Source organism: Aeribacillus sp. FSL k6-2211, assembly GCF_037966125.1.
Classification (GTDB): domain Bacteria; phylum Bacillota; class Bacilli; order Bacillales; family Aeribacillaceae; genus Aeribacillus; species Aeribacillus composti.
Genome location: NZ_CP150190.1, coordinates 3,806,238 through 3,823,531, shown reverse-complemented (window position 1 = coordinate 3,823,531; position 17,294 = coordinate 3,806,238). Strand labels below are relative to the sequence as shown.

At 36.8% G+C, this 17,294-nt stretch carries 16 protein-coding genes and 2 pseudogenes; 6 read left to right on the top strand and 12 right to left on the bottom strand.

Annotated elements, in window-relative coordinates:
- From NSU19_RS18310 to NSU19_RS18300, 3 genes are all read right to left on the bottom strand, one after another.
- Complete coding sequence (locus NSU19_RS18310; RefSeq protein WP_339197902.1) at positions 1-963, bottom strand: 2-keto-3-deoxygluconate permease; 963 nt, start codon at positions 961-963, stop codon at positions 1-3.
- Positions 964-1,121: 158 nt separating this feature from the next.
- A complete protein-coding gene (locus NSU19_RS18305) occupies positions 1,122-1,685 on the bottom strand; it encodes a helix-turn-helix domain-containing protein (protein ID WP_339197899.1) in 564 nt (187 codons plus the stop codon).
- Between the two features lie 86 nt (positions 1,686-1,771).
- Positions 1,772-2,911, bottom strand: coding sequence for a PrpR N-terminal domain-containing protein (locus tag NSU19_RS18300; RefSeq protein WP_339197896.1), 1,140 nt, complete (start codon positions 2,909-2,911; stop codon positions 1,772-1,774).
- Positions 2,912-3,066: 155 nt separating this feature from the next.
- Between NSU19_RS18300 and NSU19_RS18295 the strand changes: the two genes are divergently transcribed.
- Positions 3,067-3,267 carry a hypothetical protein gene (locus NSU19_RS18295; protein ID WP_339197893.1) on the top strand — a complete coding sequence of 67 codons (201 nt, stop codon included), beginning with the start codon at positions 3,067-3,069 and terminating at the stop codon, positions 3,265-3,267.
- A 169-nt stretch (positions 3,268-3,436) separates the two neighbouring features.
- Here NSU19_RS18295 and NSU19_RS18290 read toward each other — a convergent pair whose 3' ends face one another.
- On the bottom strand, positions 3,437-3,634 hold the full coding sequence (locus NSU19_RS18290) for a hypothetical protein (protein ID WP_339197890.1): 198 nt from the start codon (positions 3,632-3,634) through the stop codon (positions 3,437-3,439).
- A 634-nt stretch (positions 3,635-4,268) separates the two neighbouring features.
- Between NSU19_RS18290 and NSU19_RS18285 the strand changes: the two genes are divergently transcribed.
- Together NSU19_RS18285 and NSU19_RS18280 are read left to right on the top strand one after the other, a co-directional pair.
- Positions 4,269-5,873, top strand: a complete 1,605-nt coding sequence (locus NSU19_RS18285; RefSeq protein WP_339194189.1) for a PucR family transcriptional regulator — start codon at positions 4,269-4,271, stop codon at positions 5,871-5,873.
- Positions 5,874-6,010: 137 nt separating this feature from the next.
- A complete protein-coding gene (locus NSU19_RS18280; protein ID WP_339197888.1) occupies positions 6,011-7,204 on the top strand; it encodes an ISL3 family transposase in 1,194 nt (397 codons plus the stop codon).
- Positions 7,205-7,439: 235 nt separating this feature from the next.
- Here NSU19_RS18280 and NSU19_RS18275 read toward each other — a convergent pair whose 3' ends face one another.
- The 3 genes from NSU19_RS18275 to NSU19_RS18265 are packed head-to-tail and all read right to left on the bottom strand — an operon-like array spanning position 7,440 to position 9,327.
- Positions 7,440-8,090 carry an ABC-2 transporter permease gene (locus NSU19_RS18275; RefSeq protein ID WP_339192839.1) on the bottom strand — a complete coding sequence of 217 codons (651 nt, stop codon included), beginning with the start codon at positions 8,088-8,090 and terminating at the stop codon, positions 7,440-7,442.
- Positions 8,091-8,092: 2 nt separating this feature from the next.
- Positions 8,093-8,947, bottom strand: a complete 855-nt coding sequence (locus NSU19_RS18270; protein WP_066251558.1) for an ABC transporter ATP-binding protein — start codon at positions 8,945-8,947, stop codon at positions 8,093-8,095.
- Entirely contained in the window at positions 8,947-9,327 is a 381-nt protein-coding gene (locus NSU19_RS18265; RefSeq protein ID WP_066251550.1) for a GntR family transcriptional regulator, read from the bottom strand. The genes NSU19_RS18270 and NSU19_RS18265 overlap by 1 nt, the downstream gene beginning before the upstream one ends.
- 121 nt (positions 9,328-9,448) lie before the next feature.
- Between NSU19_RS18265 and NSU19_RS18260 the strand changes: the two are divergent.
- A pseudogene (locus NSU19_RS18260) lies at positions 9,449-9,592 on the top strand (amino acid permease); the annotation flags it as partial.
- On the opposite strand, the gene NSU19_RS18255 reads toward NSU19_RS18260, so the two are convergent.
- The 5 genes and pseudogenes from NSU19_RS18255 to NSU19_RS18235 all read right to left on the bottom strand — a co-directional run bounded on the left by NSU19_RS18255 (position 9,586) and on the right by NSU19_RS18235 (position 14,754).
- Entirely contained in the window at positions 9,586-9,876 is a 291-nt protein-coding gene (locus tag NSU19_RS18255; RefSeq protein WP_339200065.1) for a hypothetical protein, read from the bottom strand. The pseudogene NSU19_RS18260 and the gene NSU19_RS18255 overlap by 7 nt on opposite strands.
- An 877-nt stretch (positions 9,877-10,753) precedes the next feature.
- Positions 10,754-11,071 carry a transposase gene (locus NSU19_RS18250; protein WP_232515537.1) on the bottom strand — a complete coding sequence of 106 codons (318 nt, stop codon included), beginning with the start codon at positions 11,069-11,071 and terminating at the stop codon, positions 10,754-10,756.
- 209 nt (positions 11,072-11,280) lie between these two features.
- Positions 11,281-12,654 carry a hypothetical protein gene (locus NSU19_RS18245; RefSeq protein WP_094245847.1) on the bottom strand — a complete coding sequence of 458 codons (1,374 nt, stop codon included), beginning with the start codon at positions 12,652-12,654 and terminating at the stop codon, positions 11,281-11,283.
- Positions 12,644-13,582 carry a hypothetical protein gene (locus tag NSU19_RS18240; protein ID WP_339197883.1) on the bottom strand — a complete coding sequence of 313 codons (939 nt, stop codon included), beginning with the start codon at positions 13,580-13,582 and terminating at the stop codon, positions 12,644-12,646. Before NSU19_RS18240 ends, NSU19_RS18245 begins: the two co-directional genes overlap by 11 nt.
- A gap of 201 nt (positions 13,583-13,783) precedes the next feature.
- Positions 13,784-14,754 (bottom strand): annotated as a pseudogene (locus NSU19_RS18235) (WYL domain-containing protein).
- A 370-nt stretch (positions 14,755-15,124) separates the two neighbouring features.
- Here NSU19_RS18235 and NSU19_RS18230 point away from each other — a divergent pair.
- Together NSU19_RS18230 and NSU19_RS18225 are read left to right on the top strand one after the other, a co-directional pair.
- Complete coding sequence (locus NSU19_RS18230) at positions 15,125-16,318, top strand: ISL3 family transposase (RefSeq protein WP_339197880.1); 1,194 nt, start codon at positions 15,125-15,127, stop codon at positions 16,316-16,318.
- A gap of 334 nt (positions 16,319-16,652) precedes the next feature.
- A complete protein-coding gene (locus NSU19_RS18225; protein ID WP_339194187.1) occupies positions 16,653-17,294 on the top strand; it encodes an aspartate/glutamate racemase family protein in 642 nt (213 codons plus the stop codon).

Sequence of the window (17,294 nt, the reverse complement as noted above, 5' to 3'; positions counted from 1 at the left end):
TCAAACCGTTGCTTTGTTGTCTGCCCCGATCCGTTTTGCCCACCAAGCGGTGACGATTGGCACCAAGATGGCGGTGACGATGACACAGGAAGCGACCAATGCAGTGGCTGCGGGAGCTACCGGAGCATACGAAGAGTTGGCTGCCGCAACTGCCGCAGGGACGCCCGCTGCATTGCCGGCTGTTGAAGCGGCCGCAAGTCCGGCTATGCCATTGCCTCCGGTCAATCGATCAACGACCCAAAGCACCGTACCCGTAATGAGTACAACTGCGATCCCCAGCAAAATTCCTGCAATTCCCGCTTTCCACACGTTCAGCAAGTTCAGACCAGCCCCCAGTGCGAACGCAAAAAATGGAACTAACACTGGAACGGCACGCCCGAGAAATTCGCGCAGCTCTTGATCCAAATTGCCAAGGATCATCCCGATGACCAAGGGTAAGATCGCACCTACCAATGTTTGCCAAGGGAAAGCGGAAAGTCCTGCTACTCCGAGTGTTACCATCGTCAGGAACGGACCTGATTCCAAACTCATGATCGAATAAGCAGCGACGTCCTCTTTCTTGCCAAACTGGCCCATCAACGCCATGTACAACCCGCCGTTTGTGTCGTTCATGGCTGCTACGATGGCTAACACTGACAACCCTGCAAACATCCCTCCGCTAATCATGCCTTCGCCGAGGAATTGGGCGGCAATGATCCCGATCACTGCTGCGATGCCTACTTTGCTGAGGAGCAGCACGCCTCCTTTTTTAAGGATGTACGGAGTGGCTTTAAAATCAATCGTCGCCCCCATGCACACATAGAAAACAACTAGGATTGGCAACGCTCCTGTCAGCAGCGCGCCTGTGAACGAACCGAAAGTTTTCGCTGCGTTCGGAAACAATGTGTTGATGATGGCTCCCACGATGAGTGGAACGATCATCATTCCCCCTGGAATGCGATCCAACGTTGCTTTGATTTTCATTTTTTCATCTCTCCCTCACAATTATGTTTAAAAATGAAACAGTTTTATAAAAAAACGCATACAGAAATCGCTTACATCTATATTTTATTTATGTTTAATTTATCAACAATTTTTTGATTTATAATAAAAAAACTGAAATAATGTTGCATAATGCAACGTTATTTCAGTTTCCTCCATAACGTACTCCGATTAATCCCTAATCTTTTGGCTGCTCTTGTTTGATTCATCTCTTCTTCTTGTAATACTTTCCAGATAATGTCTTTTTCAATTTCGGCGAGCGGTTTATTGAGATCAATCACGGAGCAGCCCAGTTGAGTGTGATCATCCGTGTTTTTCAAAATGTCGTTGAAATCTTCTTTCCTTATATACTCATGATTCGCAAACTGAACGGCTTGTTCCATCACACTGCTTAATTCTTGTAAATTATTTTTCCAAGTACGGCTGTACAGCCACTTTAGCGCTTCTTCCTGCACACCTACAATTTGCTTTCCGTATTTGACGTTATATTGCGCAATAAATTTTCGGAGATATTCGTCCAAATCTTCCGCATGTTCTTTTAGGGACGGCAATCGGATTTGGTTTTGTTTAAATTGTTTAAAAATTTGAACCGATAATTTTTTTTGCCGCAACAAATCAATCGGGTTATCATGAAATAAAAAAATAATGCGTGCTTTTGTCTGATCGATGAGTTGCGCTAGATGATTTTGGTGTTCCAACCGCAAACGTTCCACACCTTGGAAAAAACATGTCCCCATTTCCAAATGGACGAGGATGAGTTTGAGATAGTCTGCAATCTCGCGATGATCTTCTAAGATCCGGATGAGCAGCAGAAAACCATCTTGCGCCTTGCTTTCACAATGAATGATTCCGGCCAGTGTTTTTTTCCGGTTCCTTTTTCTCCGTATAATGCTACTGGCTTATTATGCGCCGCAGCCTTTTTTCCTTGCTTAATAACTGCTTGCATCAGTTGGCTGTTCCCGGGAATCTGTGAAAAGGAAGTCATGATTGGCTGAATGGCAGCAACGGATAGGCCGTATTCTTGCCGGTCTTCCTTCTCTTCGTCCGAAAACCGCAGGTAATACTGGTTTTCGGCATTATCCGTTTTAAGGTATCCTTGCCGAAACTGCATCAGTTCATCGTCGGTTGCGAAAGTGTACAATATTTCGATCGGTTCAATTTTTTTGCATAATTGCGCACACGCATTGTGGAGAAACGGAAAATACGCATAAATAGAAGATTCATCCGAATCCTTTTTGATAAATCGCAATATCTTTTGAAAAGAGGAATTAGCGAATTGTATCGTGCCATTTTCGTCATAAACAACAATAGGTTCTTTTGTTTTTTGCAGCAGTTGTTGATATATTTTTGTTTGTTTGGCGGTGTTTTCAATAATTTGATAAGTTTGTTTTGCTTGTTCAAACGCTTCGATCACGGACTCTCTGCCTGAAGTAATCAGTATGCTCTGAAGCCCGTGCGCTTCCGCTGTCTTGCACGTGATCGTGTCTCCGATGATCGCTTGGGCGCCGCCGGCCTTCGCTTGTTGGACGGCCTCCTCTACCTCTTCTTGATCATGGATAATGGTATAAGGAATTTGGACGCCTAAAAGATTGGAGACAGAAATAAAACCTTGGCATATGTTGGGGAATCCAATAATGCGAAGATGTGCGTTATAGTCTTTGACCAATGTCAATATACGCAATATGTCATAGCCGGAGACTTTTATTTCAATGACTGGCAGTGATGCATGCTGGCGCAGCAGCTGCGCGGTGCCGCCGCGGCTGATAATGAGATCATAGCCTTCTTTTTCATATTGTTTCGCAATAGGAATCGCCTCACGTAAATCTCCTTGTACAACGGTCATGTCCAGCAATTGTTGTTCTTTGGCAAGGGTTAAGGCTAATTCTTTTAAACCAGGGTAGGGAGCAATCAATAATGTTTTGATTTTCATGTTTATCAATCCACCCATCTCATTTCTTTCTGCTACCATTCATTATAACTTACTTTCGCTTTGTGGTAAGTTTCCTTATGTTATTTTAGAATTGTTCCTCTGCTTGTCCCCATCCGGAGTGATGGTTCTATTTTTGTAAATGCGGATCATTACTTTTGAAAAGCGGACGGTGGTGGACTGTAGCTTTTGTACGGCTGGCAGCGATCAACCCCGTCATGAAAGAATACCTCGATTTGGAAATGGATCTCATGTTTAAACAGCTGTTCGGCCATCCAAGCCGAAAGCGGATTGCCATCACTTTTATGAATTGTTATTTCATAGGTGCGGGACGCGGCCGCATTGTTGATGTTCAATAAGAAAATACGGAATTTGTGAAAGAAACGTAAGAGCGGATGAACGTAGAAATTCAAATAGTTCACAAGCATGATTTGCAAGATCGGGTATTGTATTATTGGCAAGGCTGTTTTCCTTTGCTCTCCTTGGAACAAGCGTATTCCGAACATCCTCTCACTATGGTTACGATCCTCAACAACCCTTTATATTCTCATTAAACAGGCCGCTTTCATACGGTATTTCATTTGCGTTAAGATGAGGAACATTTCCTTTGGAGCGCTCATATGAAATTCCATACGATTGATTTGTCACTGTTTTCGCATAGTATTCTTTCGTTCCGACATAGACTTTTTGCCGCTGCAGTGTATTCGGCATTTCATATGTTTTCATGACTGGCTAGCCCCCAACAAAAAACAGGAAGCAGTTTTTTCGCCCGCTTTTTCTTAATTAAACGTTTGATTAAGGATTGTCGGCTATCAGGCGCATATTGAAATGAGGTTAAATCCTAATGTTTGTGTAAAAGCCGACTCCTAGTTCAACAAACTTATATCTCCGGAAATAGAACCGCTTTGTGTCCGCTTCTTTTTACACAAATTCTTGGACTTCATCTTGAAACGACATCGCCGCATTTTTTAGATGTTTTCACCTATTATGTTCTTTTGTTGATAATATTCCCAAACCGTTGCGGCTGTTTTGCATATACGTCCGGGCATTTGTTTGTCTCTTTCAGGTTTCGTTCTTTCGGTTTTTTGTCGTAAACCATTCAATTTCGGTTAATGTCAATCTTTAGAAACTTGAATAGAGTAATTGGTTTTTTTTAGGAGAATAACGGGTTGACCTATAGATATGCCCTATATTTCCAAATCTATAAAACGAACAATCAACCTCATTAACTGAAAAATTTTTACGAAAATACGAACTATTTCCATTACTCTCAACAATTTTGTATTACTATCTTTTTCAATTGGTGATATAATGTTCAAAAAATATTTCCTTTTCAAATTTTTTTCGAGGCGATGAAGGGATGAAAGTAAAAGATGCATTAAAAATTGGCGAATTAGCTTCAGGAAAGATCGTTGCTGGTGAAAAGGGGATTTTCCGGAAAATAGAAACCGTTGAAGTCATGGAAGTACCGGAAGTATTGAATTGGGCAACTCCCGGTATGTTAGTATTAACAACCTTTTATTCAATAAAAGACGATCCGGATAAACAAATTCAAGTTGTAAAGGATTTGATATCGATTGGGGCGGCTGGTTTAGTTATAAAAGTCGGAAGATTTATTGATACGCTTCCGGAAGAAATGATTGCCATTACCAATCAACATGACTTTCCCATCATCTCTTTGCCTAAAAACATTTCCTATATAAACGTGTTAACACCACTTTATGAATGTTTATATAAAGAGAAGTATTTTGGACAGGGTCGTTCGGAAAATCCTTTGTCAAAATTTGGAGCAATGGAAATCGATTCGGTTCAAGAAGCGCTTGATGTGCTATCAAAGATGTTAAATGGATCCGTTTATATAGAAGATAACGAAGGAAGACTTCTATATGCTGCAAAAAACTTTACATCCGATGGATGGAGAAAGTCAACGGCACTTTTTTCACTGCCAACCTATCAGCGGTATGATGAAATGTTGGAGGAGTGGACAACTAAATTTTCACACACGAAAAATATTTTATTTAGTATAGAAGGATATCGAAAGCAAATGATTATCCCGCTTACTTATAAAAACCGCGTATTTGCCGTTGTCCACATTCACTGTATCAATTCTTTAATCACGGATCCTGTCTTTCAAAATCATTTAGAAGAAGTGGGGAACAAGCTAAAAGATGTATTATTGAAAGAACAGTTGTATAATCAGAGAAAACGTCTAAACGATTATGAACAAATGAATGGGTTTCTGAAGGGTTTTGACCATTTGGATCAGGCAAACGAAAAGAATAATGTCATTATTCACTTTTATTCGGACAGTTTAAACATCCCGTATTCCAATCCGTCTTTGATTGACTATGAAGGTTTAATTCGAAATAAGTTAATGGATTTCATTGAGCAATTGCAAATTCATAAAAGTCAAGTGTTTATCTTTATGAAAAACAGAAAATTTTATGCGCTCCTAACAGGTATTGAAGAGAATTATAGTGAAATGGTCCAACGGTGGAAAAACCAAATAGAGGCGTACAATAAATTGGATCCTTTAAGGGGATTATATGTCTCGATTAGTCCTTATTTTGGAAAAGGAGCCAACCTCGATACGGTCGTGCAATCTGTTACAAAAATCATCGAAGTCGGTTCGAATGTAAAAAAGGGAGAATATGTTTACACATATAATGAAATGGGAATTTATCAGTTTTTACTAAATTTAATTGATGACCCGTTTGCGAAACAATACGCACTGAACTTTTTGGCGCCATTGCTGGAAGATAAAAAGAATGATTTATTAAAAACATTGGAAGTTTATTTACAGGAAAATGGCAATGTTTCAAAGTCGGCAGAAATTCTGTTTATTCATCGGCGTACGATGACCTATCGATTGAAAAAAATTGAACAATTACTAAATATAGATTTAAACAATTCGGAAAATCGTTTTATTTTAATATTTTGCTTAAAAATCATGAAAATAGCTTAAGAGAGGCGAAATAAATGGTTCGTCTCTCTTTTTTGATTCATCACCACATTTTGTGATTTAACCCAAAAAATAAGGAAAACACTCACGAATTCCTGGCAATAATGTTAGCGTGACTTAACATAACAGGAGGTTCTAAAGTGTTTTCCGTATCACTAGATTTGCCAGAATTTGAAGTTGTTAAACAAGTGTTTCTTGAAGATTGCAGTTTGTTACATGTTGAGAAAAATACTACAGAAGAACGCTGTTCTTACTGCGGTTTTTTTTCTAGTCATGCCCATGACTGGCGGACAAGAAAGGTTCGTGACTTGTCCGTATTAGGTAAGCCCCTTTTCTTATTTGTCAGAGTGTATAGATACCGTTGTCACAACTGTAATGAGGGATTTTCACAAACATTTGAATGTATCCGTCCTAATAAGCATCAGACCAATCGGTACAGAGAATATCTGTACGAAATGTGCATTGGCTCTACTATCCAAGAAGTGAGTCGAAAGGAAAAAATACCTTATACAACCGTTGAGAGAATATTTTATTCCGTTGCTAAAGAAAAAGAGAAGGAGCATGTAGAAACTCTTGAAAGTGTTTTAGAAGACAATGAATTAATCCTTAGCCTTGATGAGATCGCTGTCCGAAAGGGTCACCGATATGAAACAGTTCTTATGGATACCCAATCCGGGAGTGTGCTTGGTATGGAACATCAACGGAGTTATCGTTCAACTCAGATCTTACTTGCCAAGAAGATTCTGTCTGATAAATGCGTTCATACCGTTGTTATGGATATGTGGGATCCCTTCCATAAAGCTGTTAAATCTATATTCCCAGAGGCCTGTATCGTCATTGATAAATATCATGTGGTGCAAAAGGTGACACATGCACTTGACCAAGTTAGAAAGAAAACTCCTGGACTAAAAAAGGGACGGTTTAAACTCTTGAAAGGTTCTGAAAAGTTAACGGCTAATGAAAAACAACAATTAGACGAGATGCTCAAAGAGCATTCAGAATTGTCATATGCCTATTTTCTAAAAGAACTATTTAGAAAAATATACCAAGTGAATGACTATGATACAGCTGATTCACTCTTAGAAGAATGGATTCAACTCGCATGGAGCAGCCCATTTCCTTCATTTCATCAAGTTGCCAAGACGATAGAAAATTGGAAGGCACAAATTTTACAATATTTTCTTACCCCTTTTACGAATGGCCGGATTGAAGGTACAAACCATAAGAGTAAGAACATCAAAAGACGTGCTTTTGGCTTCAGAAACCTTGAAAGATTTCGGCTACGTGTATTTTTGGAATGTACAGGTAAAACTTATAAAAATCAGGTTGCTTAACCATGCCCTTCATCAGCTTTCCGCATTGTAGTGGGTAGAATGGAATCCGTCAAGGAAAGCGCTTGACCTCTTCCATTCTACCCACTTAGTGGTCTGCAAGCTGACGAAGGAGCTACTCTAGATTGAGTATCAATCTCGCTAACTTATTTCCGGAATTGTGTGAACATCACAGAATATGGTGATGAGACGAAATAAAAATATGATTATTTTCATTCATATTCACCTCAAAAAATGATTATAAGTTTTTCCTTGAATAGATTCGGATTGATATAATCATTGAAATTAATCCCATTAAAACAGCTATAGCAAAAGGTATCCAATCCTTTATAGATTGAGGTATTGGTAAGTTAAAATTGATATTAATATCAATAGATTGATACCATTCAATAATAGTTGGCAGTATAAATGGAGTTAAAAAGACCGTAATAAAAAAGATATATTTTGTTTTTTCATACCCAAATTTAGTTTGAACAGGAATTAATAAACCGAAAAAAATAGAAATAATAAGAAGAGCTACTCCTACACTATAAATACTTAACCGTGTTAACCCATATGATGCACCAATTGCTGCAGCAAGATTATATAAAAGAAAGCACGCAATAAAAATGACGAGAATAAATACGTATTTTGCTTTAATAACACCATTTCGAGTATATGGAGTTGTACAAAGAAGGGCTGCCCCTTTATATTTATCCTCTTGAAACGAAATCATATTAAACAAAATATATTCCACAAATAAAACAGTAGTAAGAAAACTTATAAAGCTGCCGTTACTTAATCCTAATTTTGAATTGTTAAATATAGGTGCTACAATTGCAAAAATAAGCATAACCAATAGATACTTTTTTGCTAAAATTAAATCTTTTTTAACGAGATGAAGCAACAATTTTATCTCTCCTTTACATAAGCCAACATTACATCTTCAATGGAGGGTCTTTCTATAATAATATCTTTCATTTGCTCACATACTTGATCTACTTTATTGGTAATTCCTTCGAATCCAAATGGTGTTTGACGTAATCTTAAAAATAATTTAGTCGAGTGTTCATTTATTAAACGATTATCCCCTTTTATCAAAGCGTGTCTTTCTAATAGTTCGTCTTTACTTTCATTGAATACGATTTTGCCATTGTCGATTAAAATAAGCATATCAGCTACTTTCTCTAAATCAGACGTAATATGAGTAGAAAAGAAAACACTTTTCCCCTCTTCCTCCATGAAATCTAAAAGTATTTCCATTAACTCATTACGAATTAATGGATCAAGCCCACTTGTTGGTTCATCCATTATTAATAAATCCGCATGGTGAGATAGAGCTAAAGTAATAGCAAATTTCATACGCATACCTTTCGATAAAGTGGCAATTTTCTGGTTTAATTTTAAATTGAAACGATTTATGTAGTTTAAGAAAACAGATTCATCCCAATTCGTATATGCTGGGGCAATAATACTCTTCATTTCTTTCAATGTCATCTCTTCATAAAAATAGCCTTCGTCTAAAACTACACCAATGCGATTTTTTATTTCGCATTCATTTTTTTCCATATCTTTACCAAAAAATTTAATGCTACCGTCATCTTTGGGATAAAGTCCAAGAATGGTTTTAATTGTTGTTGTTTTCCCAGAACCATTTACACCGATGAATCCTGTTATGCAGCCTTCCTTTAGTGAAAAAGTTAATTGTTCTAAGCTGAAACTACCTAACTCTTTTTTTAAGTTATTTACCTCTAAAACGGCTTTCATCATTCATCATCCTCTTCAAAAATGATATCCATCATTGAGTAAAGTTCTTCTTTATTTATTCCAAGAGTTCTAGCCATTTGCCACACTTCTGAGAGCTTTTTTTCCACCAGATGCCTTTTAGATTCCAATAACATTTCCATGTTTTCAGACGCTACAAATGACCCCTTTCCTACAATAGTTATAATAAAGCCTTCTTTCTCTAACTCTTCATATACTCTTTTCGTTGTAAGAACACTAACATGCAAATCATTTGCTAGTGAACGAATGGAAGGTAGTTTTTCTCCTTCTTTTAATTCTTGACGGAGAATGGCACCCTTAATTTGATCTTTTATTTGTTGGTATAAAGGTTGTTCGGAACTGTTTTTAAGTATTATTTTCATAGAAAAACCTCTTTTAACTGTATATGTATTACATATACACCATATACATAATATACAATATTTACAATTAAATTTTAATTAAAAATTTTTGAAATATCAAGGTATTTACAAATTTACGTTTCATGCAGTCGGACAAAATTTTGTTGCAGGAGTTATATCAGTTGGAACAATTGCCGGCATTACAACAGTTATATTTGTTTATCTTTACGCAACAGTACGCGTTCTGTTCTCTATTCGTGAGTTTTATCGGAGCGAACCTTACGCGTTTTTTACTTTTTTGGGGTTAGGGGTAGTTCTTGCTGCAGGAAGTGATTTTTGATTTGATGGCTTTTCTGCAAAGAATGGATTTAAACTTCTCCCTCTCCTTTTCTTTCCTATCAAAAATATAACAATAGTGATAGAACAAAAAATCCCGCTCCCTTTGGTAAAAATAATAGGAGCGGGATAGATATCAGTGTTAAAAAATAGTTGTTTGATTTTTAAAGGAAATACCTCAATGATACGAAAAACAATAAAAAGTCCTTGGAAATTAAAACCATAAGCACGCAAAACAAAGCTCCCCTATCAAAAGATAGGAGAGGATATATTTAGTAATGAAACAAAGAAATTAACGATATATCTTGAAATTAGATGAAAATATTCCTTCATTATGCATTATGTGGTTCTACTTGTGCGCCCGGCATGGGTGTAATCTATAGGGTGAAAGTCCCGAGCTGCGAAGGCAGAAGTAGCAGTTAGCTTAACGCAAGGGTGTCCGTGGTGACGCGGAATCTGAAGGAAGCGAGCGGCAAACTTTGGGTCTCTCGGAACACGAACTTCATATGAGGCTAGGTATCACTGGGTGAGTTTGCAAGACAAAACAAAGCCCTTTCTGCCGAAGGTGATACAGAGTAAATGAAGCAGATGGATGGAAGGAAAGATTACACTCTTACCCGGGGAGGTCTGGCTGGCACGCCAAGTAACCTTGGTAACCTATCTAGTGATAGATAGCTGAACAGTCAGAAGTCAGCAGAGGTCATAGTATTAGTTGGTCTAGAACAACTAAGAAGGACCGAACAATTAAGAGAGAATAGCCCTTGGCATTCAGTGAGTCATGATGAACACAGAAAACGTAGTACCTCACTTGAGGGAGGAAGCGGTGAATCCCGTGGGAGATCTCTTGGAGGGTGGAGTGACCACTGGCATAAAGAGAACAGCTATTCACGGAAGTTATAAAGACTTGCGTCAATTATCTTAATTGAACCGCCGTATACGGAACCGTACGTACGGTGGTGTGAGAGGACGGGAGTTAATCGCTCCCTCCTACTCGATTAAAAATATTTTTATAAAACTCTTTCATTTCCGTAAAAATAGTAGGTTGAGCGATTCATTTCTAGAATCTCCAATACTTTTGTAATCGGATATCCTTTCTCGCTCCACTGCTCGGCTACTTCCAATTTTTCAGTAAGTGAGGGTTCTTCTTTTTTATCAAATCACGCAAAATCGCGATTTCTAAATCTTTTTCCCCTAATAGCTTCTTGAGCTGTTCATTTTCTTCCTCCAGCCTTTTGATTTCAGCTGAAGAGGAATGGGTAACTGTTTCTTGTCCTAGCTGTCCTTCTTCGTATGCCTTCACCCATCTTTGCACGAGATTCGGGCTAAGCTCGTATCTTCTAGCTACCAATGCTTTATTTCCAACTTCTAATGCTTCTTTCACTACTTGTAGCTTAAATTCCTTCGAATGTTTTCTTCGTTTCATGTACATCAAAAGTCCCCTTCATTGGTCACTTCGATTATAAAAAACACCTTATCGAGTGTCCAAATTCATTAGGGGGCTAATGAGAATGTAACTTTAGATGTTTTTGGTGATATTATTGACATTTTCTATCACGATTTCGCTATTTGGATATTTCTTACAATTGCTTTTTCGTTTTTTATTTTTAAAACATTTCCTTGTCATTGAATAACCATAGCCTAGATCCCCTTATACAATAATATCCATTCCTTATCTATAGATTTACGTATCTTCTTATCTCTCTCAATTTTTTCTTTTATATAAGAAATAACGATTGGAACCATGCGAAGAATTTGTGACCAATTAAGTGCAAGGGGATTCATATGGTAAATCAACCCTGTTTTTATAAAATTTCCAGATAAAGCAATAGAGTGACCCAGCATTAACAAAGATGCTAGCTTTGCTTTTGGAAAGTGGGTTTCTGGATCATCAGAAAACATTTTTGAAGCGTACCAGTATAAACGGATAATAATATCAACTGATGCTGGTACAATGCCCGTAGTTAAAAAATGACGAAAATCATATCCATGCTTGTACATATAGCGAGCAACATCGGTCCAACTAACCTTTTCACCAGAAGGACCAAGTACAAATGGAGATTTAGCTTTAATAAGCTGAACAAGTGTGAAAAACGGCGGTTGAATCCCTGCCTTTGTAAAAATATCAGAAAGTAAATGAAGAAATACTTTAATGATTGCGATGAAAAAATTACTTTCCGGTGAGTATCCATTATTTTTAGCAACAATAAGATTTCCATACTTATCTACAAATGTCCCGGTTCCTTTCATAACATCAATAACTCCAAAAATAAAACCAAGAATGGGATCGTGCCCAAAACTCATAAGTCGATGAAAATGTGGATTTAAACCGGCAACTTCTTGATCAAGAGAAACGTCAGTTGAAGCATCAAAGACCACTTTCGCTTTCTTTTCCAAATCCTCAAAAAATGATTTGTGAATTTCTGAAGATTTCTCCTTAATCCACTTTGTGATTGGAGAACCTTCTTGCATATTACCTAAAAAGTTAGTATCAGTTGGAATTTTCACTAAAAAAATATCAAGAAGGGTTGCAACAAGCCCAGCAATCAAAACAATAAGGTAGTCAGATTTTGTCCATTCGATATTTCCGAAATTTTTTAAGTAATCATCTTGACTCTGTTTTAATTCATTTTGGCTGATAATTTGTAATAAAGGATCTCGTTTTAAATCGATGCCGGCATCACTCAACCGTTGATCAGCCAGTTGTAATAAACGATTGAAATCATTATTAAAATCCGTAGATTCAATTTTTCGGTACGTTTTTACAGGGATATGTATACTTTTCACACTAGGTGATGTAGACGTTTCGAATTTATTGAAATCGACACCTAATGCTTCTAGGCGTTGTCTTATACTAGATAATTCATCTTGAATTATATTTGCTTCTATATTAATTCGTTGTTCACGAGATAAATAATCTTGCAAATCGACTTCAACTTCGGAAAATAACCGTCTCAAATCAAGAAGTTCAAGTCTCTGGTATGCTACAATACGCTCATATTTGTTAAATTTCAAATTGCTCTTTCCTTTCTTCTAAAGAATTAAGTGCAGCTTTAAATATCTCAAGCTCACGTTTCAATTTTTCAAGCAGTTCTTCATTCCGATTGGATTGACTCATGTATTGTTCCAATTTATTTGCAAGTTCATTAATATCTTCTATAAGTATATTTATTGCTTTTTGATGTGTTTTTAATATGTCTTGGATTAGCTTTTCACGTTTGTTCCGTAACTCACGTTCGTTCTTGCCAAGTATCCAACGAACTCCTTTGTAAGCCATGACTCCTAAAATGACAACTGTCCCAATTCCAGTAATCATTGAACTGAGACCTAACAATCCACCAAATCCAAGCGCCGCTAAGCCTGAAGTAATGCCAGCTGCACTTAATCCAACAACGCTTCCAGAAAAATATACAGCTGCAATGGGAACCCCTACTGCTGCGGCTTTTGAAGCTAAATCTTTAGTCCTCTTTTCAAATTCACTTATGGAAATCTCATCTTTAAGAAATTTTTCGTCGTTATCTATAGATTTAATAACAAGTGCTAGAATTTCTTCAGCCTTTTCAGGATAAAACTTTTCAGCTGTAATTATTAGATTGTTATCCAAACGAGGGTTATAATTTGCTGCTTTTATTAAACGTGCTAAATCTTTAATAATTGAAAATTTCATTGCTTCTTGTTCTTCACTATTTAACGTTTGCATCTCACTCATCAAACAATGAAGTACATCAACAAAAGATACGTTTGAATCATTGCTCAGAAAAGCACGAAGGTCATGCCGTGATTCAGAACTCAGTCCAATTTGGGACATAAATAAATATAAATCAGAAAGTTGCTTTGGATGTAATTCTCCCTGTTCTTTTATGAAGGCTATTAACACGCGCGTGTATACTTTTTTCGTTTTTTCATCTAGCACTTCTAGAGTTTTTATTTTTTCTTTTGTCACTGTGTTGCCCTCCTAGCGAATAATTATAATCATAGTTAAAGAATTGAGTAGAAAATACAGATGTTTTTTAGATTTATAAACAGGCTTTTGATAATTAAAAATTTGCAGGTATATTTTACTATAATTTTTTAGGATAAAATCTACAAAAAAACGATAAATTTCGACAAAATTACTTTTAAATAACGATGTGTATATTTATTCTTATTTATAGTTCTTCAACATTTTTTCTATCGTTTCTCTCATTTCATTCCGAAATTCTTCAGGTTTTAACACTTTAAATATTGCGCTTGGCTTAAAAGCCACATTTTAATGCCACGGCCGTAAACTTCTGCTTCAATTGTGACGGATTGTTCATCTTTTGCAATAATCTTTGCAGTCGGTAATCGATCTAAAATAGCTTGTAAGGAAGGTCCCCAAAAACGGAACGTAATTTTCATTAGTTCACCTGCATACATAAACTGGACTCGCTTTCGAAATTCTCCTTCTTCAAATCGATTTTTATAGTCAACTTTAAAACGCTCATCAGTAATACAGTAATCGACAATTCGATCCATTCGATAAATTGTCGGAAAACTAAAATCGTAGTCTATGAGAAACGCTACTAAATAAAAATAATATTCAGAGAAAACGATTCCAACAGGCTTGAGCTTTCTTTTAACAGGAGAATCATTTCCTTCCTTTTGATAATCGATAATTGTCACTCGCTTCGTTCGTACCGCATAACTTAAATCCCAAATCATGTTTATCAGCGATTGATTATGTTGCACCGGGACATAATGAAAGCGCTCGTTGCGAATCACTTCTTGGATAAATCGTCGATTTTCAGGCTGTGATTGCAAAATGAGTTTATCCAATAACTGATCCATTTCTGCTTTTTGAAATGCCCTGCTTTCCAGTAATACTTTTGCTAAAACGAGTATTTCTTCATTCGTTAACCAAATGTTTTCATTTCGTCTTAATACGTAGCCATTTTTCTTCCGATCATATTCTAATACCATTGATGCTTCAAAATTATTGGCGATGTATGTACGCAATTCATCAATATCACGCTGAATTGTTTTTTCATTCACACCAAAACGAACCGCTTCTTCCTTTTTCGAAATCGTATCTCCTTGGCAAAGACGTTCATATAATGACAAAATTCGAAGCGATTTTGATTGTTGCTCGTCCATGAAAATCCTCCATTCCGACAAAAAATTTCAATTTTAGAAACTAAATATATGTTACTATATGGAATTAAACACAAAAAAGATGTAATAAGGTACAATGCATAAAATTAGGGTACAGAAATAATGGAATAAAAATCCTTTAAATAAAAACTTTTACTTCGGAATGGTTTCTGATTAGTCATTTTTTCATCCTCAATTTAGTAATATTGAGTGATAACACTATTACATTATCATCAAGACATGGACAGTATTTGTACTTTAAGAAAAAAAGATTCATCACCACATTTTGTGATTTAACCCAAAAAATAAGGAAAACACTCACGAATTCCTGGCAATAATGTTAGCGTGACTTAACATAACAGGAGGTTCTAAAGTGTTTTCCGTATCACTAGATTTGCCAGAATTTGAAGTTGTTAAACAAGTGTTTCTTGAAGATTGCAGTTTGTTACATGTTGAGAAAAATACTACAGAAGAACGCTGTTCTTACTGCGGTTTTTTTTCTAGTCATGCCCATGACTGGCGGACAAGAAAGGTTCGTGACTTGTCCGTATTAGGTAAGCCCCTTTTCTTATTTGTCAGAGTGTATAGATACCGTTGTCACAACTGTAATGAGGGATTTTCACAAACATTTGAATGTATCCGTCCTAATAAGCATCAGACCAATCGGTACAGAGAATATCTGTACGAAATGTGCATTGGCTCTACTATCCAAGAAGTGAGTCGAAAGGAAAAAATACCTTATACAACCGTTGAGAGAATATTTTATTCCGTTGCTAAAGAAAAAGAGAAGGAGCATTTAGAAACTCTTGAAAGTGTTTTAGAAGACAATGAATTAATCCTTAGCCTTGATGAGATCGCTGTCCGAAAGGGTCACCGATATGAAACAGTTCTTATGGATACCCAATCCGGGAGTGTGCTTGGTATGGAACATCAACGGAGTTATCGTTCAACTCAGATCTTACTTGCCAAGAAGATTCTGTCTGATAAATGCGTTCATACCGTTGTTATGGATATGTGGGATCCCTTCCATAAAGCTGTTAAATCTATATTCCCAGAGGCCTGTATCGTCATTGATAAATATCATGTGGTGCAAAAGGTGACACATGCACTTGACCAAGTTAGAAAGAAAACTCCTGGACTAAAAAAGGGACGGTTTAAACTCTTGAAAGGTTCTGAAAAGTTAACGGCTAATGAAAAACAACAATTAGACGAGATGCTCAAAGAGCATTCAGAATTGTCATATGCCTATTTTCTAAAAGAACTATTTAGAAAAATATACCAAGTGAATGACTATGATACAGCTGATTCACTCTTAGAAGAATGGATTCAACTCGCATGGAGCAGCCCATTTCCTTCATTTCATCAAGTTGCCAAGACGATAGAAAATTGGAAGGCACAAATTTTACAATATTTTCTTACCCCTTTTACGAATGGCCGGATTGAAGGTACAAACCATAAGAGTAAGAACATCAAAAGACGTGCTTTTGGCTTCAGAAACCTTGAAAGATTTCGGCTACGTGTATTTTTGGAATGTACAGGTAAAACTTATAAAAATCAGGTTGCTTAACCATGCCCTTCATCAGCTTTCCGCATTGTAGTTGGTAGAATGGAATCCGTCAAGGAAAGCGCTTGACCTCTTCCATTCTACCCACTTAGTGGTCTGCAAGCTGACGAAGGAGCTACTCTAGATTGAGTATCAATCTCGCTAACTTATTGCCGGAATTGTGTGAACATCACAGAATATGGTGATGAGACTCTTTTTTTATCAAATAGATCATTTGCGTAAAGATCAACAATGCACAATATGGATAATTCAGAAAGAAAATGATTTCACTCTTTTTGCATTTATAGAAATAGTTGAAAAATTTATAATGGTGAAAAATCCGATAGAGGTGGTTGAATTGTTAGGAATTATTCGTGTTTTAACAACTGATGATGAAAAAATTTTAAATGAACACGGGAAGAAATTGAAAGAATATTTTTCCATAGAATCGGTCACACGCTGTATTCCATCGCAACCTAATGGAATATACGATGATGAATCGGAGAAAAAAGCCATACCCAAAATCGTTGAGTTAGCTAAAGAATTGGCGGAAAAACCGAACATTGATGCCATTACCATTAGTTGTGCTGCAGATCCAGGCTTGGATGAAGCAAGAAATGAAATTGATTTGCCGGTTTTAGGCGCGGGGGGTTGTGGGGCGCATGCTGCAAGTATGGTAGGAAACCGTATTGGCATCATTGGCATTACCGACGCACCTCCAGCACGAATGAAAGAGGAATTGGGAAGGAAATTCCATTCATACTCCTATCATCCTTCTCTTAGAAAAACAACCGATTTATTCGCTTCCACGGCAAAAGATGAATTATTAGAAGTAGTAAAGGATGTCATCAACTCTGGCGCCGATTGTATCCTGTTTGCTTGTACAGGTTTTTCCACTATTGGACTTAAAGATTATTTAAACGGAAAAATTTCCGTACCTGTTATCGATTTAGTGGAGGCGCAAGGGATTGGTTATCAATTAATTAAAAAGGGGTCATAA